The 22,753-nt window shown below is 71.4% G+C and carries 22 protein-coding genes and 1 pseudogene; 15 read left to right on the top strand and 8 right to left on the bottom strand.

Features of this window, described 5'->3' with window-relative positions:
- Window positions 1-49 precede the first annotated feature (49 nt).
- The 4 genes from OG352_RS12885 to OG352_RS12900 all read left to right on the top strand — a co-directional run bounded on the left by OG352_RS12885 (window position 50) and on the right by OG352_RS12900 (window position 3,702).
- A complete protein-coding gene (locus OG352_RS12885; protein WP_329216834.1) occupies window positions 50-976 on the top strand; it encodes an ACP S-malonyltransferase in 927 nt (308 codons plus the stop codon).
- Window positions 977-985: 9 nt separating this feature from the next.
- Complete coding sequence (locus tag OG352_RS12890) at window positions 986-1,987, top strand: ketoacyl-ACP synthase III (protein WP_329216836.1); 1,002 nt, start codon at window positions 986-988, stop codon at window positions 1,985-1,987.
- 81 nt (window positions 1,988-2,068) lie between these two features.
- The gene (locus OG352_RS12895) at window positions 2,069-2,317 is read left to right on the top strand and encodes an acyl carrier protein (protein ID WP_030796760.1); all 249 of its coding nucleotides are present in this window, start codon (window positions 2,069-2,071) and stop codon (window positions 2,315-2,317) included.
- Between the two features lie 104 nt (window positions 2,318-2,421).
- Window positions 2,422-3,702, top strand: coding sequence for a beta-ketoacyl-[acyl-carrier-protein] synthase family protein (locus tag OG352_RS12900; RefSeq protein ID WP_329216838.1), 1,281 nt, complete (start codon window positions 2,422-2,424; stop codon window positions 3,700-3,702).
- Between the two features lie 76 nt (window positions 3,703-3,778).
- Here the strand turns inward: OG352_RS12900 and OG352_RS12905 are convergent, their stop codons facing one another.
- On the bottom strand, window positions 3,779-4,273 hold the full coding sequence (locus OG352_RS12905; RefSeq protein ID WP_329216840.1) for a DUF3145 domain-containing protein: 495 nt from the start codon (window positions 4,271-4,273) through the stop codon (window positions 3,779-3,781).
- 281 nt (window positions 4,274-4,554) lie between these two features.
- Between OG352_RS12905 and OG352_RS12910 the strand changes: the two genes are divergently transcribed.
- Together OG352_RS12910 and OG352_RS12915 are read left to right on the top strand one after the other, a co-directional pair.
- Entirely contained in the window at window positions 4,555-5,457 is a 903-nt protein-coding gene (locus OG352_RS12910) for an SGNH/GDSL hydrolase family protein (RefSeq protein WP_329223811.1), read from the top strand.
- 15 nt (window positions 5,458-5,472) lie between these two features.
- Window positions 5,473-6,450: an aldose epimerase family protein gene (locus OG352_RS12915; RefSeq protein ID WP_329216842.1), complete on the top strand. Its 978-nt coding sequence runs from the start codon at window positions 5,473-5,475 to the stop codon at window positions 6,448-6,450.
- 109 nt (window positions 6,451-6,559) lie between these two features.
- Here OG352_RS12915 and OG352_RS12920 read toward each other — a convergent pair whose 3' ends face one another.
- A complete protein-coding gene (locus OG352_RS12920; RefSeq protein WP_329216843.1) occupies window positions 6,560-9,055 on the bottom strand; it encodes a beta-glucosidase in 2,496 nt (831 codons plus the stop codon).
- Between the two features lie 102 nt (window positions 9,056-9,157).
- Between OG352_RS12920 and OG352_RS12925 the strand changes: the two genes are divergently transcribed.
- On the top strand, window positions 9,158-9,742 hold the full coding sequence (locus OG352_RS12925) for a TetR/AcrR family transcriptional regulator (RefSeq protein ID WP_329216845.1): 585 nt from the start codon (window positions 9,158-9,160) through the stop codon (window positions 9,740-9,742).
- Window positions 9,743-9,928: 186 nt separating this feature from the next.
- Window positions 9,929-10,511: pseudogene (locus OG352_RS12930) on the top strand (hypothetical protein).
- Between the two features lie 26 nt (window positions 10,512-10,537).
- On the opposite strand, the gene OG352_RS12935 reads toward OG352_RS12930, so the two are convergent.
- Entirely contained in the window at window positions 10,538-11,341 is an 804-nt protein-coding gene (locus OG352_RS12935) for an EI24 domain-containing protein (RefSeq protein ID WP_329216847.1), read from the bottom strand.
- 437 nt (window positions 11,342-11,778) lie between these two features.
- Between OG352_RS12935 and OG352_RS12940 the strand changes: the two genes are divergently transcribed.
- The gene (locus OG352_RS12940; RefSeq protein ID WP_329216848.1) at window positions 11,779-12,960 is read left to right on the top strand and encodes a serine hydrolase domain-containing protein; all 1,182 of its coding nucleotides are present in this window, start codon (window positions 11,779-11,781) and stop codon (window positions 12,958-12,960) included.
- Between the two features lie 116 nt (window positions 12,961-13,076).
- On the opposite strand, the gene OG352_RS12945 is transcribed toward OG352_RS12940, so the two are convergent.
- The gene (locus OG352_RS12945) at window positions 13,077-14,096 is read right to left on the bottom strand and encodes an NADP-dependent oxidoreductase (protein ID WP_329216849.1); all 1,020 of its coding nucleotides are present in this window, start codon (window positions 14,094-14,096) and stop codon (window positions 13,077-13,079) included.
- Window positions 14,097-14,227: 131 nt separating this feature from the next.
- Here OG352_RS12945 and OG352_RS12950 point away from each other — a divergent pair, with 131 nt between their 5' ends.
- Entirely contained in the window at window positions 14,228-14,665 is a 438-nt protein-coding gene (locus tag OG352_RS12950; RefSeq protein ID WP_329216851.1) for a MarR family winged helix-turn-helix transcriptional regulator, read from the top strand.
- Between the two features lie 121 nt (window positions 14,666-14,786).
- Here OG352_RS12950 and OG352_RS12955 read toward each other — a convergent pair whose 3' ends face one another.
- From OG352_RS12955 to OG352_RS12965, 3 genes are read right to left on the bottom strand one after another with little or no spacing between them, the layout of a single operon-like run.
- A complete protein-coding gene (locus tag OG352_RS12955; RefSeq protein ID WP_329216853.1) occupies window positions 14,787-14,975 on the bottom strand; it encodes a hypothetical protein in 189 nt (62 codons plus the stop codon).
- Complete coding sequence (locus OG352_RS12960) at window positions 14,972-15,838, bottom strand: GntR family transcriptional regulator (protein ID WP_329216855.1); 867 nt, start codon at window positions 15,836-15,838, stop codon at window positions 14,972-14,974. Before OG352_RS12960 ends, OG352_RS12955 begins: the two co-directional genes overlap by 4 nt.
- Complete coding sequence (locus OG352_RS12965) at window positions 15,835-16,377, bottom strand: UTRA domain-containing protein (RefSeq protein ID WP_329216856.1); 543 nt, start codon at window positions 16,375-16,377, stop codon at window positions 15,835-15,837. Before OG352_RS12965 ends, OG352_RS12960 begins: the two co-directional genes overlap by 4 nt.
- A 207-nt stretch (window positions 16,378-16,584) precedes the next feature.
- Between OG352_RS12965 and OG352_RS12970 the strand changes: the two genes are divergently transcribed.
- A complete protein-coding gene (locus tag OG352_RS12970) occupies window positions 16,585-17,013 on the top strand; it encodes an ATP-binding protein (RefSeq protein WP_329216857.1) in 429 nt (142 codons plus the stop codon).
- A gap of 20 nt (window positions 17,014-17,033) precedes the next feature.
- On the opposite strand, the gene OG352_RS12975 is transcribed toward OG352_RS12970, so the two are convergent.
- Window positions 17,034-17,966: an SCO2400 family protein gene (locus OG352_RS12975; protein WP_329216858.1), complete on the bottom strand. Its 933-nt coding sequence runs from the start codon at window positions 17,964-17,966 to the stop codon at window positions 17,034-17,036.
- Window positions 17,967-18,204: 238 nt separating this feature from the next.
- Between OG352_RS12975 and OG352_RS12980 the strand changes: the two genes are divergently transcribed.
- The 4 genes from OG352_RS12980 (at window position 18,205) to chvE (ending at window position 22,728) form a co-directional block, all read left to right on the top strand.
- Window positions 18,205-19,365: a mandelate racemase/muconate lactonizing enzyme family protein gene (locus OG352_RS12980; protein ID WP_329216860.1), complete on the top strand. Its 1,161-nt coding sequence runs from the start codon at window positions 18,205-18,207 to the stop codon at window positions 19,363-19,365.
- Window positions 19,362-20,369 carry a zinc-dependent alcohol dehydrogenase gene (locus tag OG352_RS12985; protein WP_329216862.1) on the top strand — a complete coding sequence of 336 codons (1,008 nt, stop codon included), beginning with the start codon at window positions 19,362-19,364 and terminating at the stop codon, window positions 20,367-20,369. Before OG352_RS12980 ends, OG352_RS12985 begins: the two co-directional genes overlap by 4 nt.
- Window positions 20,370-20,506: 137 nt before the next feature.
- The gene (locus OG352_RS12990) at window positions 20,507-21,478 is read left to right on the top strand and encodes a hypothetical protein (RefSeq protein ID WP_329216864.1); all 972 of its coding nucleotides are present in this window, start codon (window positions 20,507-20,509) and stop codon (window positions 21,476-21,478) included.
- Window positions 21,479-21,621: 143 nt separating this feature from the next.
- Window positions 21,622-22,728, top strand: coding sequence for a multiple monosaccharide ABC transporter substrate-binding protein (chvE, locus tag OG352_RS12995; protein WP_329216866.1), 1,107 nt, complete (start codon window positions 21,622-21,624; stop codon window positions 22,726-22,728).
- Window positions 22,729-22,753: the final 25 nt, after the last annotated feature.

A 22,753-nucleotide genomic window follows, 5' to 3' on the forward strand; every position in this document is an offset into this window, starting at 1 on the left:
TCCCTGTCCTCACGGGCGGCTTTGGCCGTCCCCAAGAGAGAGTGTGAGAGTGCTCGTACTCGTCGCTCCCGGCCAGGGCGCCCAGACGCCCGGCTTCCTGACCCCCTGGCTCGAACTGCCCGGTGCCGCCGCCCGCGTCGCCGCGTGGTCGGACGCCATCGGCCTGGACCTCGCCCACTACGGCACGCAGGCCGACGCGGACGAGATCCGTGACACCGCGGTGGCCCAGCCGCTGCTGGTCGCCGCCGGCATCCTGTCCGCCACGGCTCTCGGCGACCTTTCCGACCTCGCGCCCGGCGCCGTCGCGGGCCACAGCGTCGGCGAGTTCACCGCCGCCGTCTTCGCCGGGGTCCTCGACGACACCGCCGCGCTGGGCCTCGTCCGCAGGCGCGGGCTGGCCATGGCCGACGCCGCCGCGATCACCGAGACCGGCATGTCGGCGCTGCTCGGCGGCGACCCCGACGTGTCCGTGGCGCATCTGGAGAAGCTGGGGCTGACCCCCGCGAACATCAACGGCGCGGGCCAGATCGTCGCGGCGGGCACGCTGGAGCAGCTCGCCGCGCTGGCCGAGGACAAGCCCGAGGGCGTCCGCAAGGTCGTCGCGCTGAAGGTCGCCGGCGCCTTCCACACGCCCCACATGGCGCCCGCCGTCGAGACCCTCGCCAAGGCCGCCGCGGAGCTCTCGCCGGCCGACCCGAAGATCCGTTACGTCTCCAACAAGGACGGCCGGGCCGTCACCGGCGGCGACGAGGTGCTGCAGCGGCTGGTCGGCCAGGTCGCCAACCCGGTCCGCTGGGACCTGTGCATGGAGACCTTCAAGGAGCTCGGCGCGACCGCGATCGTCGAGGTCTCCCCCGGCGGCACGCTGGTCGGCCTCGCCAAGCGCGCCCTGCCCGGCGTGCGGACGCTCGCCCTCAAGACCCCTGACGACCTCGACGCCGCTCGTGCGCTCATCGCCGAGCACGGCGTCGCCTGAGGAGCCGTGATGGCGAAGATCAAGCCCAGCAAGGGCCATCCGTACGCGCGCATCCTCGGTGTCGGCGGCTACCGGCCGGTCCGGGTCGTCCCCAACGAGGTCATCCTCGAGACGATCGACTCCTCCGACGAGTGGATCCGCTCGCGCTCCGGCATCGAGAGCCGGCACTGGGCGAACGACGAGGAGACCGTCGCCGCCATGTCCATCGAGGCGTCCGGCAAGGCGATCGCCGACGCCGGGATCAACGCCGGGCAGATCGGCGCCGTGGTCGTCTCGACCGTCTCGCACTTCAAGCAGACCCCGGCCGTGGCCACCGAGATCGCCGACCGGCTCGGCACGGACAGGGCCGCCGCCTTCGACATCTCGGCCGGCTGCGCGGGCTTCGGCTACGGCCTGACCCTGGCCAAGGGCATGGTCGTCGAGGGTTCGGCGGAGTACGTCCTCGTCATCGGCGTCGAGCGGCTGTCCGAGCTGACCGACCTGGAGGACCGTGCGACGGCCTTCCTGTTCGGCGACGGCGCGGGCGCGGTCGTCGTCGGCCCGTCCGCCGAGCCGGCGATCGGCCCGACGGTCTGGGGCTCCGAGGGCGACAAGTCGGACACCATCAAGCAGACCGTGCCGTGGACGGACTACCGCGACGGCGTGGTCGCCAGGTTCCCCGCGATCACGCAGGAGGGCCAGGCGGTCTTCCGCTGGGCCGTGTTCGAGATGGCGAAGGTCGCCAAGGAGGCCCTGGACGCCGCCGGCGTCACCGTCGACGAACTGGACGTCTTCATCCCGCACCAGGCCAACGAGCGGATCATCGACTCGATGGTGAAGACTCTCAAACTGCCGGAGTCCGTCACGGTCGCCCGTGACGTGCGCACCACCGGCAACACCTCGGCCGCCTCGATCCCGCTCGCCATGGAGCGGCTTCTGGCGACCGGCGAGGCGAAGAGCGGGGACACCGCGCTCGTCATCGGATTCGGGGCGGGTCTCGTCTACGCCGCCACTGTCGTTACCCTCCCCTAGGCACTCCGTGCCGGACCATCCGGTCCGGGGCGGGAAGCACCACTGCCACACCCTCTGGAAAACTACGAAGGAGCGCCCGAAATGGCCGCCACTCAGGAAGAGATCGTCGCCGGTCTCGCCGACATCGTGAACGAGATCGCCGGCATCCCGGTTGAGGACGTCCAGCTGGACAAGTCCTTCACCGACGACCTGGACGTCGACTCGCTGTCCATGGTCGAGGTCGTCGTCGCCGCCGAAGAGCGCTTCGACGTCAAGATCCCGGACGAGGACGTCAAGAACCTCAAGACGGTCGGCGACGCGACCGAGTACATCCTGAAGAACCAGGGCTGATCCACCCGGTCTCCCTGGACCGAACTGCCCCGCCACCCGGCGGTGGCGCCGCTCTCCCCGCACCGGCGGGGGAAGTCCTCCTCGCACCGTTGGAGAAAGAATCCGTGAGCCCGACCAATCGCACCGTGGTCGTCACCGGTATCGGCGCAACCACACCGCTGGGTGGCGACGCAGCCTCGACCTGGGAGGGTCTGGTCGCCGGTAAGTCCGGTGTCAAGGCCCTGCAGGAAGAGTGGGCGGCCGACCAGGCCGTCCGGATCGCGGCCCGTGTCGCGGTGGAGCCCCTCGAGGTCATCCCCCGGCCGCAGGCCCGCAAGCTGGACCGCTCGGCGCAGTTCGCGCTGATCGCGGCCAAGGAAGCCTGGAAGGACGCCGGTTTCTCCGGCAAGGCCGGTGAGGCCGACAGCGACGGCAAGGTCGACCCCGACCGGCTCGGCGCGGTCATCGCCTCCGGCATCGGCGGCGTGACCACCCTGCTCGACCAGTACGACGTGCTGAGGGAGAAGGGCGTCCGCCGCGTCTCCCCGCACACCGTGCCCATGCTGATGCCGAACAGCCCGTCCGCCAACGTGGGCCTGCTCGTGGGCGCCCGCGCGGGCGTGCACACGCCGGTGTCGGCGTGCGCGTCGGGCGCGGAGGCCATCGGCTACGCCATCGAGATGATCCGTACGGGCCGCGCCGACGTCGTCGTCGCCGGCGGTACGGAGGCGGCGATCCACCCGCTGCCCATCGCCGCCTTCGGCAACATGATGGCGATGTCCAAGAACAACGACGACCCGCAGGGCGCCTCGCGCCCCTACGACGTGGCCCGCGACGGCTTCGTGATGGGCGAGGGCTCCGGTGTGATCGTCCTGGAGTCCGCCGAGCACGCGGCGAAGCGCGGCGCCCGGGTCTACGCCGAGGCGGTCGGCCAGGGCATCTCCGCCGACAGCCACGACATCGTGCAGCCGGAGCCGGAGGGCCGCGGCATCGCGCACGCCCTGCAGAACCTGCTCGACAACACCGACCTGAACCCGGCGGAGATCGTGCACGTCAACGCGCACGCGACGTCGACCCCGGCCGGTGACGTGGCCGAACTGAAGGCGCTGCGCAAGGTCTTCGGCGACGACGCGGACCACTTCGCGGTGTCCGCGACCAAGTCGATGACCGGTCACCTGCTGGGCGGCGCGGGCGGTGTCGAGTCCGTCGCGGCGGTGCTCGCGCTGTACCACCGGATCGCTCCGCCGACCATCAACGTCGAGAACCTCGACCCCGAGGCCGAGGCGAACGCGGACATCGTGCGGGGCGAGGCGCGCAAGCTGCCCGTCGAGGGCCGTATCGCCGCCCTGAACGACTCGTTCGGCTTCGGCGGGCACAACGTGGTGCTGGCGTTCCGCAGCGTCTGAGCGGTTCACTGAACGGCGTGTGGCCCGAACCCCCTCCCGGGGTTCGGGCCACACGCCGTTCGATGAGCGGGGCGGTTCACACCACCTGGTGCAGCCAGCGCACGGGAGCGCCCTCTCCCGCGTACCGGAAGGGCTCCAACTCGTCGTCCCACGGCTTGCCCAGGAGCCTGGCGAGTTCGGCCTCGAGGTCCGTCTCGCCCCGCTGAGACCGTGTCAGCGCGGCGCGCAGCCGGTCCTCGGGGATCAGGATGTCGCCGTGGATGCCGGTGACGGCGTGGAAGATGCCGAGGTCGGGGGTGCAGCTGTAGCGCTCGCCCTCGGCGGTGGCGCAGGGTTCGGCGGTGACCTCGAAGCGGAGCAGTTGCCAGCCTCTCAGCGCCGACGCCAGCTTGGAGGCGGTCCCGGCCTCGCCCTTCCAGGAGAACTCCGAGCGCCAGGTGCCGGGCGCGGCGGGCTGCCGGATCCAGTCGAGGCTGACGCGGGTGCCGAGCACCCCGGCGATCGCCCACTCGACGTGCGGGCACAGCGCGCGCGGCGCGGAGTGCACGTACAGAACTCCACGTGTCGTCACCGGGACCTCCGGGCAGAGCGGGACAGTCTTGCAGGCTGGCATGGCGGCGATGGCAGGCAGCCGCGTTGATGGCGAGGCTACCCTGCGGCGGCGCGAGGAGTGTGACGTACCGTCGCCTCCGGTGCCGTGAACCTCCGCCATTCACCCGGCAGGACGCCTGTACGGGCGGGAGGCGTTCCATCTTGTGGGTGGTTGATTGGCCGGGAACTCCCGCACGTTGTCATGGGGGAGCGTTGTCGCGGGAGTACGTGGAGTTCGAGGAGCGAGGGGAACAGCAGCGGATGGGGAAGCGGAACCGGCGGGTGCGGGCCGTGCTCGCGGGCACGACGGCGGCCGTCCTGGGCCTGGCCGGCTGCGCCGCGTCGGGCGACGGCGACGGCACGAAGTCCTCGGGCGCGCGGGCGCGGCAGGTGAAACCGTCTCCGTCGCCGACCCCGGTGTGGGACTCCAGCCCCGCGTCGGTCGCGGCGGTGGGCGACTCGGTCACGCGCGGCTTCGACGCGTGTACGGTCCTCGCGGACTGCCCCGAGGTGTCCTGGGCGACCGGCAGCAGCGCCGAGGTGAACAGTCTCGCCGTACGGCTGCTGGGGGCGGCGAAGGCGGCCACGCACAGTTGGAACCACGCGGCGAGCGGGTCGCGGATGGCGGACCTGCCGGGCCAGATGGCGCGGGCGGCGGCCGACGAACCGCAGTTGGTGACGGTGATGGCGGGTGCGAACGACGCGTGCCGGGCCTCGACTGCGGCGATGACGCCGGTGGCCGACTTCCGCGCCCAGTTCGAGGACGCGATGGGCACGCTGCGCCGCGCGCTGCCGAAGACCCAGGTGTACGTGGCGAGCGTGCCGAACCTGAAGCGGCTGTGGTCGCAGGGGCGGACGAACGCGCTGGGCAAGCAGGTGTGGAAGCTGGGCATCTGCCCGTCGATGCTGGGCGACGCGGACGCGCTGGACTCGGCGGCGACCCTGCGGCGGGAGACGGTGCAGAAGCGGGTGGAGGACTACAACACGGTGCTGGCGGCGGTCTGCGCGAAGGACGTGCGGTGCCGGTTCGACGGCGGCGCGGTGTACGACTTCCGGTTCGGCACGGCCCAGTTGAGCCACTGGGACTGGTTCCATCCGAGCAAGGACGGGCAGGCGCGGCTCGCGGAGATCGCTTACCGAGCGATCACCGCGAAGGCCTCGTGACTTAGGGTTTCGGTCATGAGCGAACACTTCGGAACACTTTCCGACGGCACCCCGGTCCACCGCTGGACGCTGGAGCGGGCGGGCACGCGGGTGCGGGTTCTGTCGTACGGCGGCATCGTGCAGTCGGTCGAGGTCCCGGACCGGGACGGGCACGCGGCGAACGTGGTGCTGGGGTTCGCGGACCTGGACGGCTATCTCGCGCATCCGGAGCCCTACCTCGGCGCGCTGGTCGGGCGGTACGCCAACCGGATCGCGCACGCCCGCTTCCCGCTGGACGGGGTGACGTACGCGCTGGAGCCGAACAACGCGCCGAACTCCCTGCACGGCGGCGGGCGCGGATTCGACAAGTGGGTGTGGGACGTGGCGCCGGTGGCGCACGGGCTGCGGCTGAGCCGGGTCGCCGCGCACGGCGAGGAGGGTTTCCCGGGCCGGCTGGAGGTCTCGGCGACGTACACGCTCGACGCGTCGGGGGCGCTGCGGCTGGCGTACGAGGCGGTCACGGACGCGCCGACGGTGGTGAACCTGACCAACCACAGCTACTTCAACCTCGGCGGGCCGGGCAGCGGGGCGGCGAGCGGGCACGAGCTGCGGCTCGCGGCCGGCCACTACACGCCGGTCGACTCCGATCTGATCCCGGCGGGCGAGCCGGCCGCCGTGGCCGGCACCCGCTTCGACTTCCGCGGCACCCGCAAGATCGGCACCGACTACGACCACAACTTCGTGCTCGACAAGGGTGTCACCGGCGCACCGGAGGAGGTGGCCGAGCTGCACGATCCGGCGACCGGGCGGGTCCTGACCGTGGCGACGACCGAGCCGGGGCTCCAGGTGTACACGGCGGAACATCTGGGCGAGCCGTTCGTGCCCTGCGAGGGCGTCGCGCTGGAGACCCAGCACTTCCCCGACTCCCCGAACCGTCCGGATTTCCCGAGCACGGTGCTGCGGCCGGGGGACGTGTACCGGTCGGAGACGGTGTACGGCTTCTCGATGCGGTAAAGAGCCGTAGGGGTCCCGAGCCGTAAGCCCGAGCCGTAAAAAAGATGTTGCCCCGGTCCGGGGGTCAGGTCCCGGACCGGGGCTGTTCATGGGGGCGACGGGCGCCTGATCACACGTTAATCGTCGCGGTGATCCTACGGTCGGCGATCGAGCGGCCCACCTGGATTTCGTACGAACCCTTCACAAAGGACCACCGGCGGTCCGCCTCGTCCCAGATCTCGAAGGCGCGCCGCGGGAGGTCGACGGTGACGTCCACGGTCTCGCCCGGGCCGGCCTCGGCGCCGGCGAATCCGGCGAGCCAGCGGACGGGGCGGTCGGGGGCCGGGGCGGTGTCGGCGGGCGCCAGATACACCTGCACGACCTCGCGGCCGGTCCGCTCGCCGGTGTTGCGGATGCGCACGGTGAGCGTGGAGCCCTCGACGGCGACCGACTCGTACGCCCAGTCGGTGTAGCCGAGGCCGTGGCCGAAGGGGTGGACGGGGGTGCGGTTCGCCTTCTCCCAGGCGCGGTAGCCGATGAAGACGCCCTCGGTGTACGGGAGTTCGCCGTCGGCCGGGACGACCTGGGTGACCGGGGCGTCGGCCAGGGAGCCCCAGGTGGTGGGCAGCCGGCCGCCGGGCTCGTGGGCGCCGGTGAGGACGTCGGCGAGGGCGGCGCCGCCCTCCTGGCCGGGGAACCAGCTCAGCAGGACCGCGGCGACCTCGTCCCGCCAGGGCATCTCGACCGGGGAACCGGAGTTGACGACCACGACGGTGTTCGGGTTGGCGGCGGCGACGGCGTGCACGAGGTCGTCCTGACGGCCGGGCAGGCGCAGGTTCTTGCGGTCGAAGCCCTCGGACTCGACGCGCTCGGTGGTGGCGACCACGACGACGGCGGTGTCGGCGGCGCGGGCCGCGGCCACGGCCTCCGCGATCAGCTCGTCGGGGTCGTGCTGGGGTTCCTGGTAGGTGAGGGCGAAGACGACGGCCTTGAAGGGGATGCCCGCGGGGAGGGTGACGACGAAGGTGAGGGAGATCTCGACCGGCTGTCCGGCGGTGAGTTCGGTCTCGGCGTGGGGCTGCGGGGTCCCGAAGAACGACTCGAAGGGGTCGCCGTCGTCGGCGGGGCGCTGGACGTCGTCGAAGTACGTCGTGCCGTCCACGGTGAGGGTGAAGGCGCCGGTGCCCTTGATGCCGAAGACGTGCGGGCCGCTCTCGCGCGGGGTGAACGTGCCGGTCAGCTCCACGGTGTGGAGCGTGTCGTGGGTGACGCCGTCGGGGAGGTCGGAGCCCATCCAGTTGATCTCGCCGGTGGGGGCGGCGCCGGTCCCGATGAGGGTGCCCGCCTCGTCACGGCAGAGAGCGCGCAGCTCGAACCCCTTGTCGGCGACGGCGAGTTCGGTGTTCGGGTCGGCGCCGACGGCGTAGCTGAGGCTGCCGTCGGGGAGGGCGGCGGTGAGGCCGTCGAGCGGGGAGACGACCCGGGCCGGGAAGACGACGGCGGAGCCGCCGCCGAGGACGCGGGCGTCGCGGGCGGCGGCGCCGATCAGCGCGACCGTCGTGTCGGGGCGCAGGGGCAGGGCCCGGTCCTCGTTGCGGACAAGGACGAAGGCACGGCGGGCGATCTCGCGGGCGAGCGCCTCGCCGCCGACGGTGTCGGGGAGCTCGGTGACGGCGGGCCGCGCGCCCTCCAGGATGCCGACGCGGGCGGCGAGGCGCAGGACGTTGCGGACGGCCCCGTCGACCGTGGACTCCTCGGCCTTGCCGTCCCGTACGGCCTGGGCGAGGGCCTGGCCGAAGATGGTGCGGGGGCCGGGCATGGCGACGTCGAGGCCGCCCTCGACGGCGGCGACGGTGTCGCGGGCGGCCATCCAGTCGGAGACGTTGTAGCCGTCGAAGCCCCATTCGCCGCGCAGGACTTCGTTGACCAGGTAGCGGTGTTCGGTCATCGAGGTGCCGTTGACCGTGTTGTAGGCGGTCATGATGCCCCAGGGGTGGGCGTTCTCGACGATCGCCTCGAAGGGGGCCAGGTACAGCTCGCGCAGGGCGCGTTCGGAGACCAGGTTGTTCACCGTGAAGCGGTCGGTCTCGGCGTCGTTGGCGACGAAGTGCTTGACGGTGGTGCCGACGCCGCCGGACTGGACGCCCCGCACGTAACCGGTGCCGATCCGGCCGGTCAGGTACGGGTCCTCGCTGTAGGCCTCGAAGTGGCGGCCGCCGAGCGGGGAGCGGTGCAGGTTGACGGTGGGGGCGAGGAGGACGTGGACGCCCTTGCGGCGGGCCTCCTGGGCGAGCAACACCCCTGCCCTGCGGGCGAGTTCGGGGTCCCAGGTGGCGGCGAGGGCGGTCGGTGAGGGCAGCGCGACGGACGGGTCGCCGGAGGTCCAGCGCACGCCGCGGACGCCGATCGGGCCGTCGGACATGACGAGGGACTCCAGGCCGATCTCCGGCAGGGCGGGCAGGGACCACATGTCCTGACCGGCCAGGAGGCGGGCCTTGGCATCCAGGTCGAGCTTGCCGAGTGCCGCCTCGACGGCCGCTTCGAGGGCCGCGTCGCCGGCCGCGTCGAGGGCCGCGTCGAGGGCCGCGTCGCCGGCCGCTTCGGTTCCGGCCTCGGGTCCCGCCATGGGGGTGCCTCCTCGTTGAGCGTGAGTGCTGTTCCCCCATCGTGCACCGGTTGCCTGTAGAGCGGTAGGTTTCGTTATCCTGCCGTTACCTTTCCTGCCCGGATGCCGTACCGTGACGGCATGAGCGCCAGGACGACCAGGAGCGAGGAACGGCGGGCGGAGATCGTCCGGGCCGCCCTGGAGGTGATCGCCGAGCGCGGTTACCGGGGTGCGAGCCTGGCCGCGGTGGCGGAGCGGGTGGGCCTGACCCAGCAGGGGCTGCTGCACCACTTCCCGTCGAAGGAGGCGCTGCTGGTGGCGGTGCTCCAGGAACGGGACCAGTGGGACGCGCGGCCGGACTCACAGTGGCGGCTCGACCTGCTGCTCTCGCTCGTCGAGTACAACGCCATGCGGCCCGCGATCATCCAGACCTTCTCGGCGCTGCTCGGCGAGAGCGTCACCGAGGGGCATCCGGCGCGCGACTACTTCACCGACCGCTACCGCACCGTGCGCGAGAGCATGGCGGCGGTCCTGCGCGCGAAGTACGGCGACCGCGTCCCCAGCGGCCTTCCTCCCGAACGCGTGGCGCCCCTCCTCGTGGCCGTACTGGACGGCCTCCAGTACCAGTGGCTGCTGGACCCGGAGTCGGTGGACATGCCGGCGGCCTTCCGGGACTTCCTCATGCTGCTGGGCGAGCCCGTGGACTGAGAGGGCTGCGGGGGAGCAGGGCCTGCGGGGGAGCAGGGCCTGCGGGGGCTGAGGGGGAGCGGGGCTGAGGCATGGCGTGGACCACTTCCGGCACGGGATACTTCCGCCGTCCCACACCCACGCTCCCCCAGTCCCCCGCTCCCCCGCTCCCCCGCTCCCCACAGCGACGGAAGGACCCGAACCCCCGTGCATTCCATACGAGTTCGTGTCGGCGTTCTCAGCCTGGCCCTGCCGGCCGGCCTCTCCGCTCCCACGACCGCCACCGCCGCCGCAGCCAGCGAGGCGGCCCCAGGCGGCACCATTGAGGAACAACGGCTGGACAAGGCCGTCCCCCAAGAGATCCTGGCCCGTTCCGGATTCGACTCCGTGGCACCGGAGTTGGCCCGCGCGCTCGACTCCGCGCGCTCCTACGCCGAGGCCCGTCAGGTCGTCGCGCGCCAGGGGTCGGCGCTGTGGCGGCGGGCCGTCGACCGGGTGCAGGGTCGGGGGCCGGCCGGCGGTGATCTGAGCCGGGACGACGACCGGCCGCTGTACTGGGCGCGGTTGGGGATGACCCGGGAAGTGCGAACCTGCCACCCTCCTGCGCGACCGGCTGGGACTGCACGGCAGCCTGCCGGGCGGGCATGTGCACACGCCGGTGCTGCAGTTCGGGACCGGCAACACCGATCCGGCGACCGGGAAGGTGACCGACCCGGAGTTCGTACGGAACCGGCTGGACATCGTCGCCCAGGTGCGGGCGATCCTGGGCGTGGCGGCGGCCGGTGCGTAGGCGTGGTCGCGTAGGCGTCGCCTCGGTCAGGAGGCGGCGGTCTCGCCTTCCGGGGCGTCGGCGGGCTGCTCGTAGTCGTCCCGCGTCTCCTCGCCGAGCAGGTCGCGGGCCATCAGGGTCGCGCCCGCGACCGCGCCCGGCATCAGGAACACCGCGACGAACGGGACCAGGAAGGCGAGGCCCAGCGGGGTGCCGAAGCCCCAGACCAGGGTCTTGCGGGAGCGGAGCAGGGCGAGGCGGGCGCGCAGGTCGACGCCCCGGCGCTGGAGGGCGACGGCGGCGAGTTCCTCGGTGAGGAAGAAGCCGGTGACGAAGAAGCCGACCACCGGGACGACCGTCTGCCCGGCGACCGGGACGAACCCGAGGGCGAACAGCAGCACGCCCCACACCAGCGCGCGGGCCAGGATGCGGAGGCTGTCGCGGGCGGAGAGCCACAGTTCGCGCCAGAGCGGCAGCCCGGACTCGGGGGCCGTGCCGTCGGGCGAGACGTCCCGGTCGACCTTCTCGGAGAGGGCCTCGTAGAAGGGCTGGCCGAGCAGGAGGGTGACCGCGGTGAAGGTGAGGACGGCGAGGAGGAGGCCGAGGGCGAACAGCACGGCGGTGAGGAAGCCGCGGAAGAGGCCCTGCCAGGGGCTGGACCAGTCGTCGGCGAAGGGGGTGGTCCAGGCGACGAAGCCGCCGCCCCAGAGGGCGAGTGCGACGAAGGCGGCGATGTACAGGACGAGGGTGATGAGGCCGGGGATCAGGCCGAAGCTGTACTGCCTGCCGTGACGGGCCACCCACTTCTGGCCCTGTAGCAAGTAGTTGAAGCCCACCCCGAGATCGCGCATGGCCGGAACTTTACCGTGGGCGCTCCCGTACCCGTCCGGCGGTCCTCGCAGGCCACATCCCTAAGCCGTCCCCAGGCGATCCCTCGGCTGTCCCTAGGCCATCCATGGGTCGTCCCGGGGCCGTCCGGGGTGTCGAGGACACCAACACCCTCTTGTTGCAGTTGAGTCGAACAGGTACACCTCGCCGTACCGATCTCCGGAAGCAACGATCTCGGCAAGTCCAGAGGAGGTACGCGTGCGCACCACGAGCACCTGCCCTGCCCGGCCTGTTCTGATCACCGCCCTCGCCCGCACGCTGTCCTGTTCGGCACGGAGCCTCTCTTCCGGGATCATCCGAAGGGGGAGTTCCCGCAGGTCGCACAGGCATTGATCACCATGGCACACGCAGACGCACACGCACAGGCACACGCAAGCAGCGGGCTGGTTGAGGAGAGCGGATGACTCGGTTGCATCGGTCGGCCAAGGAGATCCACGGCACCGTCGCCGACGGTTTCGAAGCGGTGCGGGAGGAGTTCGCCGCGTTCGTCGCGGAGGAACGGCCCGACTACGAAGGCCAGTTGTGTGCGTACGTGCACGGCAAGCGGGTCGTCGACCTGTGGGTGCCCGGGGACGATGCCGACGTCGGCCCCGAGTCCCTCTACGGCGTCTACTCGTCGACCAAGGGCGCCGCCCATCTCGTGGTCGCACTCCTCGTGCAGGAGGGCACCCTGGAGCTGGACCGCAAAGTCACCTACTACTGGCCGGAGTTCAGCGCGGAGGGCAAGGGCGCGCTGACCCTGCGCGAGCTGCTCGCGCACCGGGCCGGGGTGGTCGGCACGGACAGCGGCTTCACGCGGCAGGAGCTGGCCGACGACCGTCAGATCGCCGAACGCCTCGCCGACCAGCGGCCGTACTGGCGTCCGGGCACCGCCTTCGGCTACCACGGGCTGGTCATCGGGGCGCTCACCGGCGAGGTCGTACGGCGCGCGACGGGCCGTACGCTCCAGGAGGTGTACGAGGAGCGGGTGCGCGCCCCGTACGGGCTGGACTTCTTCCTGGGTCTGCCGGCGGTGCACGAGCCGCGCTTCCGCACCGCGCAGCCGATGGCGCCGACCGCCGAACAGCGGGCACTGCTGGACGCCCGGCCCGGCGGGCCGCACACCCTCGCCGCCATCGCCTTCAACCGCCACACCGCCGAGCCGACCGACCTGGAACTCCTGCCCAACGACCCCCTGATCCGCGCCAAGGGGCCTGCCTCGGTGGGCGGGGTCGGCTCGGCGCGCGGGCTGGCCGGGCTGTACGCGGCGGCGATCAGCGAGGTCGACGGGAAGGCGCCGCTGCTGAAGGAGGACACGGCGGCGGAGTTCGGGCAGTTGCACTCCGTGGGGTACGACGTGGTGCTGCGCACGCACAAGGCGTTCGGGCTGGGTTTCCAGGCGACCGCGGACACCTGGTACCCGTTCCTGGGCGCCGGGGCGTTCGGGCACAGCGGGGCGGGCGGCTGCCAGGCGTTCGCGGACCCGCGCAGCGGGCTCGCCTACGGCTACACGCGCCGCCGGTACGCCTTCCCGGGCGCGGCGGCACCGGAGAATTACCGGCTGGCGGAGGCCGTCCACCGGGCGGCGACGGCATCGCGCTGAGGTACTGGCTGACACGGACTGACGCTGACTGGCACTGACTGATACGCAGGCGAAGGCCGCACCCCCCGCCGAGGGTGCGGCCTTCGGTCATGTGCGGACTGACGCGGGGAAGACGGTCAGAGCTTGACGATCATCTTTCCGGTGTTGTCGCCGCGCAGCACCCCGAGGAACGCCTCAAGGTTGTTCTCGATGCCCTCGACGACCGTCTCGCGGTACTTCAGCTCGCCGGAACGGATCCAGCCGCCGACCTCCTGGACGAACTGCGGCTGGAGGTCGTAGTGGTCGCCGACGAGGAGGCCCTCGATGCGGCCGCGGGTCTGGATGAGGCGGGCGAGGTTCTTGGGCCCGGGGGCGGCCTCGGTGTTGTTGTAGACCGAGATCATGCCGCAGATCGCGATCCGGCCGTGCAGGTTGAGGGAGCCTATGGCGGCCTCGAGGTGGTCGCCGCCGACGTTGTCGAAGTAGACGTCCACGCCGTCCGGGGCGGCCTCGCGGAGCTGCTCGGCGACCGGGCCGTTCTTGTAGTTGAAGGCCGCGTCGAAGCCGTACTCCTCGACGAGGACCTTGACCTTGTCGTCGGAGCCGGCCGAGCCGATGACCCGGGAGGCGCCCTTCAGCTTGGCGATCTGGCCGACCTGGCCGCCGACGGCACCGGCCGCGCCCGACACGAAGACGGAGTCGCCCTCCTTGAAGGAGGCGGTGCGCAGGAGACCGGCGTAGGCGGTGAGGCCGGTCATGCCGAGGACGCCGAGGTAGGTGGAGAGGGGCGCGGCCTCGGCGTCGACCTTGACGGCCTGCTTGGCGTCGAAGGTGGCGTACTCGCGCCAGCCGCCGAAGTGCAGGACGTGGTCGCCGGCCGCGATGCCCTCGGCGTTCGAGACGACGACCTCGCCGACCGCACCGCCCTGCATGGCCTTGCCCAGCTCGAAGGGGGCGGTGTACGACTTGGCGGCGCTCATGCGGCCGCGCATGTACGGGTCGACGGAGACGTAGGCGTTGCGGACCAGCACCTCACCCGGGCCGGGCTGCCGGATCTCCGCCTGGACCAGCTCGAAGTCCTCCGGCTTCGGCCAGCCGACGGGACGGCTGAGCAGACGCCATTCGCGGCTGGTGGTGGGGAGGGCGGAGTCGGTCATGGGGGGCTGCCTTTCACACGTCGCACGCTTCAAAAGCTTCACTGAGATGCTTCACCGAAATGCTTCACTACCTGAAACAACCATGCACCTTAATATTTCATGTTGTCAAGTAAAGGGGGTACCCTCGAACCATGGCCACCCCACATCCGACCCCCGTTACCGACCCTCTGACCATGGAGGTCGTGGAGCTGATCGGCGAGGTCGTGGACCGCTTCTACCAGGACTACGAGGAGGCCGCCGCAGGTCACGCGCTGACCGGCGCGCAGGCCCGGCTGCTGAGCCTGCTCTCGCTGGAGCCGCTGCCGATGCGCAAGCTGGCGCAGAAGCTGAAGTGCGAGCCGTCCAACGTGACCGGCATCGTCGACCGGCTGGAGTCCCGCGGCCTGGTCGAACGGCGGCCCGACCCGGCCGACCGGCGCGTGAAGCTGGCGGCGGCGACGGACGAGGGCCGGCGCATCGCCAAGGGGCTGCGCGAGTCGCTGCGGTTCGCACGGGCGCCGCTGGCGGGGCTGGGGGAAGAGGAGCGGGTGGTGTTGCGGGGGATGCTGCAACGGATGCTGGCGGTGTAGGGCACCCCTGGCTCCGGCGCCTGACTCCAGGGCTTGACCCCGTGGCTTGCCCCAGGGGCTTGACCCCGGCTTGACCCCGGGGCTTGATCCGCCCCCGCCGCCGGACAGGCCCTGGTCGGCCCTAGTCGTCCGAGTTCGACTGCTGGTTCCTGCGGCCTCCGCGGTCCGACTGGCGCAGCAGTTCGCCCGCCGCCAGGGTCGCGGTGGCCACGGCGCGTGCCCAGCGGGGGCCGCCTCGCGATGCCCACCAGACGCAGGCGCAGCCGCCGAGGACGAGGACGAGAATCACCGACAGGACGAGCACGATCACGCTCCTCCCTCTCTTTCTTCTGTGGCTTGTTCTGTCGCTTGTTCTGTCGCTTGTTCTGTCGCTTGTTCTGCGGCTGGTTCCGTGGGTTCCGCCGTGAACTCGTACTGGAGCTCGTAGAGATGACCCGCCTTCACCATCACGGTCACCTCGACGGGGCGGTCGTCGTCGCTGCGGACGACGCGCAGTGTACGCAGCACCGGCATGCCGCTGGTGAGGCGGAGAGCCTGGCACTGCCGTTGGGTGGGGACCCGGGCCGAGACGCCGTCCGTGCTGCGGCGGGGCGGGTGGCCGAGTTCGGTCAGCAGGGCGGGGGTGCCGCCTCTGATCCGGCGGCGGTCGGTCAGGGGCGTGCCCCGGGCGATGCCCAACGGGTAGTAGGACTCGACGAGTTCGGCGGGTTCGTCGTCGACGAGGAGGATCTGACGGCGCAGCAGGGCGGTGCCGTCGGGCGGCAGGCCGAGGACGGCGCGGACGTCGGCCGGCGGGCGGGTCTCCGTGACGTCGAGGAGCTCGCTGCGGGCGTGCGTGCCGTGCTTGGCCGCCTCGGTGAGCCAGCGGTAGGGCCCTCCGGGGCTGCCCGGGGCCATCAGGGCGGCGGGCCGGACGGTGCGCTGGCGGTGCTCGCGGACGGTGACGGAGGCGCCCGCCCGGCCGACCACCAGGCGTTCGTCCTTGAGGAGTCGCAGGGCCTTCTGGACCGTGGCGCCGGCCGCCGCGAAGCGTTCCTTGAGCTGGGCGGTGGTGGGCAGGCTGGCGCCGGGGGCGAGCTCTCCGGTCATGATGTCGTCGCGCAGATCGGCCGCGATCCGCTCGTGCAGGGATCGGCGGTCGACGGCTTCCGGTTCTGCCTTGGGCACGGTCATCCGATCCTGATCTGGTAGCGCAGCCGCTGCCGTAGGGCCGGCATCACCATACGGTCGACCTGGATCGGCCGGTCGTCACGGTCCAGCGTGAGCCGCAGGAGCCGCAGGACCGGCTCCTCGGGGGCGGTGCGCAGTGCGTGGCGCTCCTGTTCGTCGGGCATCCCGGCCGTCACGTCCTCCCGGACGAGGACGCCGACGTGGCCGAGTTCGGCGAGCAGGGTGAGCGCGCCGCCGGGGATCTTCGCGGTGCCGGCGAGACGGGTGCCGCCCGCTATGGCGGTCGGGTAGTAGGTGTCGGCGAGTTCGCTGGGCTCGTCGTCGAGGAGGATCAGGCGCCGGCGTACGACGACCGGGTCGCCCTGCGGGACGCCGAGCAGCTCCGCCACGTCGGCGGGGGCGGGGACCTCGCCGGCGTGCACGATGCGCTGGGTGCCGCGCCGGCCGCCGGCCGCGGCCTCGGCCGCCCAACGGTCGCCCTGGCCCGTCCCCGGGGGCGTCAGATACGGCAACGACGTGCTGACCCAACCGCTCGCACCCACGACGCCTCCCTGTGCCGGCCCACCGGTCGGACGGCCGACCGGCCGACCGTTCTTCCGACCCTGCCGCCCTACACGGTAGGCGACTTGCCTCATCCGCCAACCGCCACCCCGAGCCACCCTCAGCCACCCTGGACTACCTTGTTACCTTTCGCGAACAACAGTAAGGTATCGCCGCAGGACGCCCCAGAACCACCGGAGGTGGCCCCCGTGCCCTTGACACGGCAACGTCGTTTCCCCCGCTCGCGCGCCTCCGTACGGGCCGCCCGCACCTTCGTCCACGAGGCCCTCGCCGACTGGGGGTGCGTCGACCGGCTGGACGACATCACGCTGTGCGTGTCGGAACTCGCCACGAACGCCCTGCTGCACGGTGTCCCTCCGGGCAGGCAGTACTGCGTGACCCTCACCCTCGACGGCCCCCTGATCCGCCTGGCCGTACGCGACACCGGCGACCACCCCGCCCCCGCGTCCCCGCCCACCCCGGACGCCTGCTCGGGCCGGGGCCTCCACCTGGCCCGCAACGTGGCCGACGACTTCGGCATCACGCCCCACGTCGTGGGCAAAACCGTCTGGACCCTCTTCAAGACGGACGCCTGCGCGGCACGGGCCGACCGGGCTGGATCGGCCCTGCGGAACTGATCTACGTGGGCCAGGTCGCCCTACGTGCACCACCACAGGAAGCGGTTGCAGGTTTCCGACGGTGATGGTTCGGGGGTGGGGGAGGTGGTCGGGTCGGCGCTCGGGGCGGTGGTCTGGTCCGTCGGGGGCGTCACGTCGGACGTGGAGCCGGAGGAGCCCGGGCGGGTTGCGGACAGGGGGTCCTTGGCGGGGGTCGCCTCGGCGTCCCCGGAGGGCGTCGAGGACGCCGAGGCCGAGGGGGACGTGGAGGGTTCCGGGGAGGCGGAGGAGGTGCTCTTGCCGGTGGCCGTCTCGTCGTCCAGGGGCTGGGCCGTCCGGTCCGGGGACGGGGTTCCCTCGTCGACCTCCGAGGACTCGCCGCCGGCCGCCGCCGGGTTCGGGGAGCTGAAGCCCGGCGCGTCCATGCCGAGTTCGGCCAGGCTCAGGCCGGCGGCCGCCAGGACGAAGCCGGTGGTTATCAGCACGGCGCGACGGCGGCGCCTGCGGTGCACGGCGGCCTTGCGATCGCGACGACTCGCGTCGACGGCGCCCGGTCCCTCCTCGGCGTCGTCCACAGAGTCCTCGGCGTCGCCCGTCAGCGGCGCGGCCTGTCCGCGCCCGCGCCCCCGGCCACGCCCCTGCCCACGGCGACGAGCGGCCCGCCCCTGCGGCTCACCCTCACCGCCGCGGTCGACCTCGCCCTCAGCCACCGGACCGGCCTCGCCCTCAGCCGCCCGTCCTGTCTCGATCCCGCCGCTCCGGTCGGGCTCGAACGCGCCCTCCCCGGCGGTGCTGCTCGCGCCGCCCCAGTCCGCCGCCAAGGCGGCGTCCTGGGTGCCGTAGGGCGCCGGAGCCGACGGCGGGTATGCCGTCGCTTCCGCGGTGTACGCGCGTAGCTGATGGGCTGGGGCGCCGCACCCCGGGCAGGTGAGGGCGCCGTTGAGGTGCCGTCGGCACGGGTCGCAGTAGTCCATGACGCGGGAAGACTAAGTTGCCGGATGGTCACGTTCCTAGGTCAGCCTGTGAAAGTTGTGTGGGAAACCAGTCATCCTGGCACGGGGGCCCGACCGACCCGTTATCGAAAGCCGGGGCCGAAAGTGTCGAAACCGTTACGTGTTCGACCCATTGACACCCCCCTCACTCCGTCCTTACTGTCACGCCAGCATTTCGAACGAGTGACGAAATCTCGAACAGCCCTGAAAGGCAGCTTCCGTGCGCATCACCGGAATCAGCACACACGTGGTCGGGACGCCCTGGCGCAACCTGACCTACGTACTCGTGCACACCGACGAGGGCATCACGGGTGTCGGCGAGACCCGCATGCTGGGCCACACCGACGCGCTGATCGGCTACCTGAAGGAGGCCGAGGCCAACCACATTCTCGGCTCCGACCCGTTCGCTGTCGAGGACCTGGTGCGCCGGATGAAGTACGGCGACTACGGCCGCGCCGGCGAGATCGTGATGTCCGGTATCGCCGTCGTCGAGATGGCCTGCTGGGACATCAAGGGCAAGGCCCTCGGCGTGCCGGTCTGGCAGTTGCTCGGCGGCAAGGTCACCGACAAGGTCAAGGCGTACGCCAACGGCTGGTACACCACCGAGCGGACGCCCGAGGCGTACCACAAGGCGGCGCAGGGGGTCATGGAGCGCGGATACAAGGCGCTGAAGATCGACCCCTTCGGCACCGGCCACTTCGAGCTGGACCACGCGCAGACCCTGTACGCCGTCTCCCTCATCGAGGCCGTGCGCGACGCCATCGGGCCGGACTCCGAGCTGATGCTGGAGATGCACGGCCGCTTCTCCCCCGCCACCGCGATCCGCCTCGCCCACGAGCTCGCGCCCTTCAAGCCCGCCTGGCTGGAGGAGCCCTGCCCGCCGGAGAACCTGAAGGCGCTGGAGAAGGTCGCCGCCAAGGTCGACATCCCCGTCGCCACCGGTGAGCGCATCCACGACCGCATCGAGTTCCGTGAGCTCTTCGAGAGCCAGGCCGTCGACATCATCCAGCCGGACGTCGGCCACATCGGTGGAATCTGGGAGACGAGGAAGCTCGCCGCGACCGCCGAGGCGCACTACGTGCTCGTCGCCCCGCACAACGTCGGCGGCCCGGTCCTGACCGCCGCCTCGCTCCAGGTCGGGTTCACCTCCCCGAACTTCAAGATCCTCGAGCACTTCAACGACTTCGCGGACGCGGAGATCAAGAAGGTCGTCAAGGGCGCGCCCGAGGTGATCGACGGCTACTTCCACCTCTCCGACGCGCCCGGCCTCGGCGTCGAGCTGGACGTGGACGCCGCCGCCGAGTTCCCGCAGCAGCAGGCCCGCTTCGACCTGTGGGCCGACGGCTGGGAGCAGCGCAAGCCGAAGGGCGGCGACAAGTGAGCGGTGCCGCCGTCGTCGTCGACTCGCCGGGCAGGCACCGGCTCGTCCCGTACGAGCCCCGGCCGCCGGAGGCCGGTGAGGCGCTGGTGCGCGTCCACGCCACCGGCATCTGCGGCAGCGACCGCGAGGTGTACCAGGGCAACCGGCCCGAGGGGTACGTCCGCTACCCGCTGACCCCGGGCCACGAGTGGTCCGGGACGGTCGACACGGTCGGCGCCGGGGTCCCCTCGTCGCTGGTCGGGCGCAAGGTCGTCGGTGAGGGCTCCCGCAACTGTCAGGTCTGCGACCGCTGCCACGCGGGCGAGACCACGCTGTGCACGGACGGCTACGAGGAGACGGGCTTCACCCAGCCCGGGGCGATGGCCTCGACCCTCACCCTGCCGTCCCGCCTGCTGCACGTGCTCCCCGAGGACGCCGACCTCACCGCCGCCGCCCTCCTGGAGCCCGCCGCCTGCATCGCGGCCGCCGCGATCAAGGCCCGTGCGCTGCCCGGCGAGCGGGTGGCCGTGGTCGGCACCGGCACCCTGGGCATGCTCGCCGTCCAGTTCCTGAAGGCGGGTTCGCCGGCCGAGCTGCTCGTCGTGGGCACCCGAAACGACCGGGAGACGCTGTCCCGGCAATTCGGGGCCACCGACTTCCGCACCTGGGACCAGGAGCTGCCGGACGACTTCGACGTCGTCGTCGAGACCGCGGGTTCGGCCTCCGCCGCCCGGATGGCCACCTCGCTGCTCAGGCGCGGCGGACGGCTGGTCCTGACCGGGATCCCGGCGCCGGGCGCCGAGGGGCTCGACCCGACGGACCTGGTGGTGCGCCAGCTGGAGGTGCTCACCGTCTTCGGGGCGCCGCCGCAGGCCTGGTCGCACACCGTGCGGGTGTTCGGTGCCGGGCTGCTGGATCTGCTGTCGCTGGTCACCCACGAGCTGCCGCTCGCCGACTTCTCCGAGGCCATCGAGCTGGTGGGATCCGGCGATCCGAAGGTGGGCAAGGTGCTGCTCCGGCCTTAGAAGGCCCCCTAGTCGTACGCCGGTACGGGGGCAACCTGACGGTCTCCGTACCGGCGTACACCCAGACATCGCATCACGCACCCCGCATGCCTTGAGCCGCGAACCTCGTCCGAAATATCGAACATGAAGGACAGCTAGTGACGACCGACGCCTCCGACACGGCAGCCCGTCGACCCGGCGAGCAGACGCTCGCCGCGCTCGGCCTCGGCGCGCCCGCCCTCGACCCCGCCGACGCCTCCTCCCACGCCTTCCCGGGCGGCGGCCGCTGGCGCACCGAGGTCCCTTCGTGCGAGGGTCCCGAAGCGCTGGCCGTCATCCTCAAGGAAGCCTCGCTGCTCGACGTGCCGGTCCACCGGATCAGCCAGGGCAGCGGCGTGTGGATGCTCTCCGACGCCGAGATCACCGAGATGGTCCAGGCGACGGGCGAGCGTGACATCGAGCTCTGCCTGTTCACCGGTCCGCGCGGCACCTGGGACATCGGCGGCTCCACCCGGACCGACTCGCGCGGCGGGGGCCTGCGGGCTCGCGGGCACGACGCGGTCGCCGGATGTGTCGAAGACGCCGTCCGGGCCACGGAGCTGGGCGTCAAGTGCCTGCTCGTCGCCGACGAGGGCGTGCTGTGGACGCTGCACCGGGCACGACGGTCCGGCATCATCCCGGCCGACACGACGCTGAAGGTGTCGGCGCTCATCGGCCCCGTCAACCCGGCCGCGTACGCGGTGTACGAGCGGCTCGGCGCCGACTCGCTCAACGTGCCCAGCGACCTGACGCTCGATCACCTCACCGAGATCCGCCGGGTGTCGGGCGCCCCCATGGACATGTACATCGAGGCCCCCGACGATCTCGGCGGCTATATCCGGATGTACGAGGTCGCCGAGCTGATCCGGCGCGGCGCACCGCTGTATCTCAAGTTCGGCCTGTCCAAGGCCCCGGGGATCTACCCGTACGGCCACCACATGCGCGACCTGACGCTCTCCACGGCCCGGGAGCGGGTGCGGCGCGGAAGGCTCGCGCTGGACCTGCTCGCGCGGCACGGAGCGGACGGCGACATGGCCCCGCTCGGCTCGCGTCTGCCGGGTGAACTGAACCGCTTCGACATCCGGTCATAACGTTCCGGAAACCCCGCTTCACAGAAGCCGACACAGGCGCGCAGAATCCCACACACCCCCTTCTCGGTCTTCCCGGCGTCAGATCCGGGAGCGCCCTTCGCACCGCGAGACCGATCACTGCACACACATCAAGGATGATGACCATGCGTAACCGCAGAGCCGCCCTCGCCGCCATAGCCGGAGCCGCCTCCCTCGCCCTGACCCTGACCGCCTGCGGGCAGTCCGGGGAGGGCGGCAGCAAGACGGAGTCGGGCGACGCCAAGGGCGGGACGATCGGCATCGCGATGCCGACCAAGTCCTCCGAGCGCTGGATCACCGACGGCGCCAACGTCGAGAAGGACCTCAAGGCCAAGGGCTACAAGACCAAGCTGGTCTTCGGCGAGGACGACCCCGACCAGCAGGTCTCGCAGATCGAGAACCTGATCACCCAGGGCGTCAAGGCGCTGATCATCGCCGCCATCGACAACAAGTCCCTGAACAACGTCCTCCAGCAGGCCGCCGACGCCAAGATCCCGGTCATCTCCTACGACCGCCTGATCCTCGGCACGAAGAACGTCGACTACTACGCGTCCTTCGACAACGAGAAGGTCGGCAAGCTCCAGGCCGGCTACCTCGTCGACAAGCTGGGCCTGGCGGCCGGCAAGGGCCCGTTCAACATCGAGCTGTTCGCCGGCTCCAACGACGACAACAACACCAAGTACTTCTTCAACGGCGCGATGAGCGTGCTCCAGCCGTACATCGACAGCAAGAAGCTGGTCGTCAAGTCCGGCCAGACCAAGATGACCCAGGTCACCACCCTGCGCTGGGACGGCGCCACCGCCCAGAAGCGCATGGAGGACATGCTCACCTCGTCGTACACCACCGGCAGGGTCGACGCGGTGCTCTCGCCGTACGACGGCATCTCGATCGGCATCATCGCCGCGCTGAAGTCGGACGGCTACGGCACGGCCGGCAAGCCGCTGCCGGTGATCAGCGGTCAGGACGCCGAGCTGGCCTCCGTGAAGTCGATCATCGCGGGTGAGCAGTCGATGACCGTCTACAAGGACCTCCGCAAGCTCGCCCAGGTCGCCACGGACATGGTCGACGCCTCCCTCAACGGCAAGAAGCCCGAGGTCAACGACACCAAGTCGTACGACAACGGCACCAAGGTCGTCCCCGCCTACCTGCTGCAGCCGGTCAGCGTCGACAAGACGAACTACGAGAAGGAGCTCGTCCAGGGCGGCTACTACACCGCCGACCAGCTCAAGTAAGCGTCGAACCTCACGGATTGGAAGG

It is taken from the genome of Streptomyces sp. NBC_01485 (assembly GCF_036227125.1).
Lineage (GTDB): Bacteria > Actinomycetota > Actinomycetes > Streptomycetales > Streptomycetaceae > Streptomyces.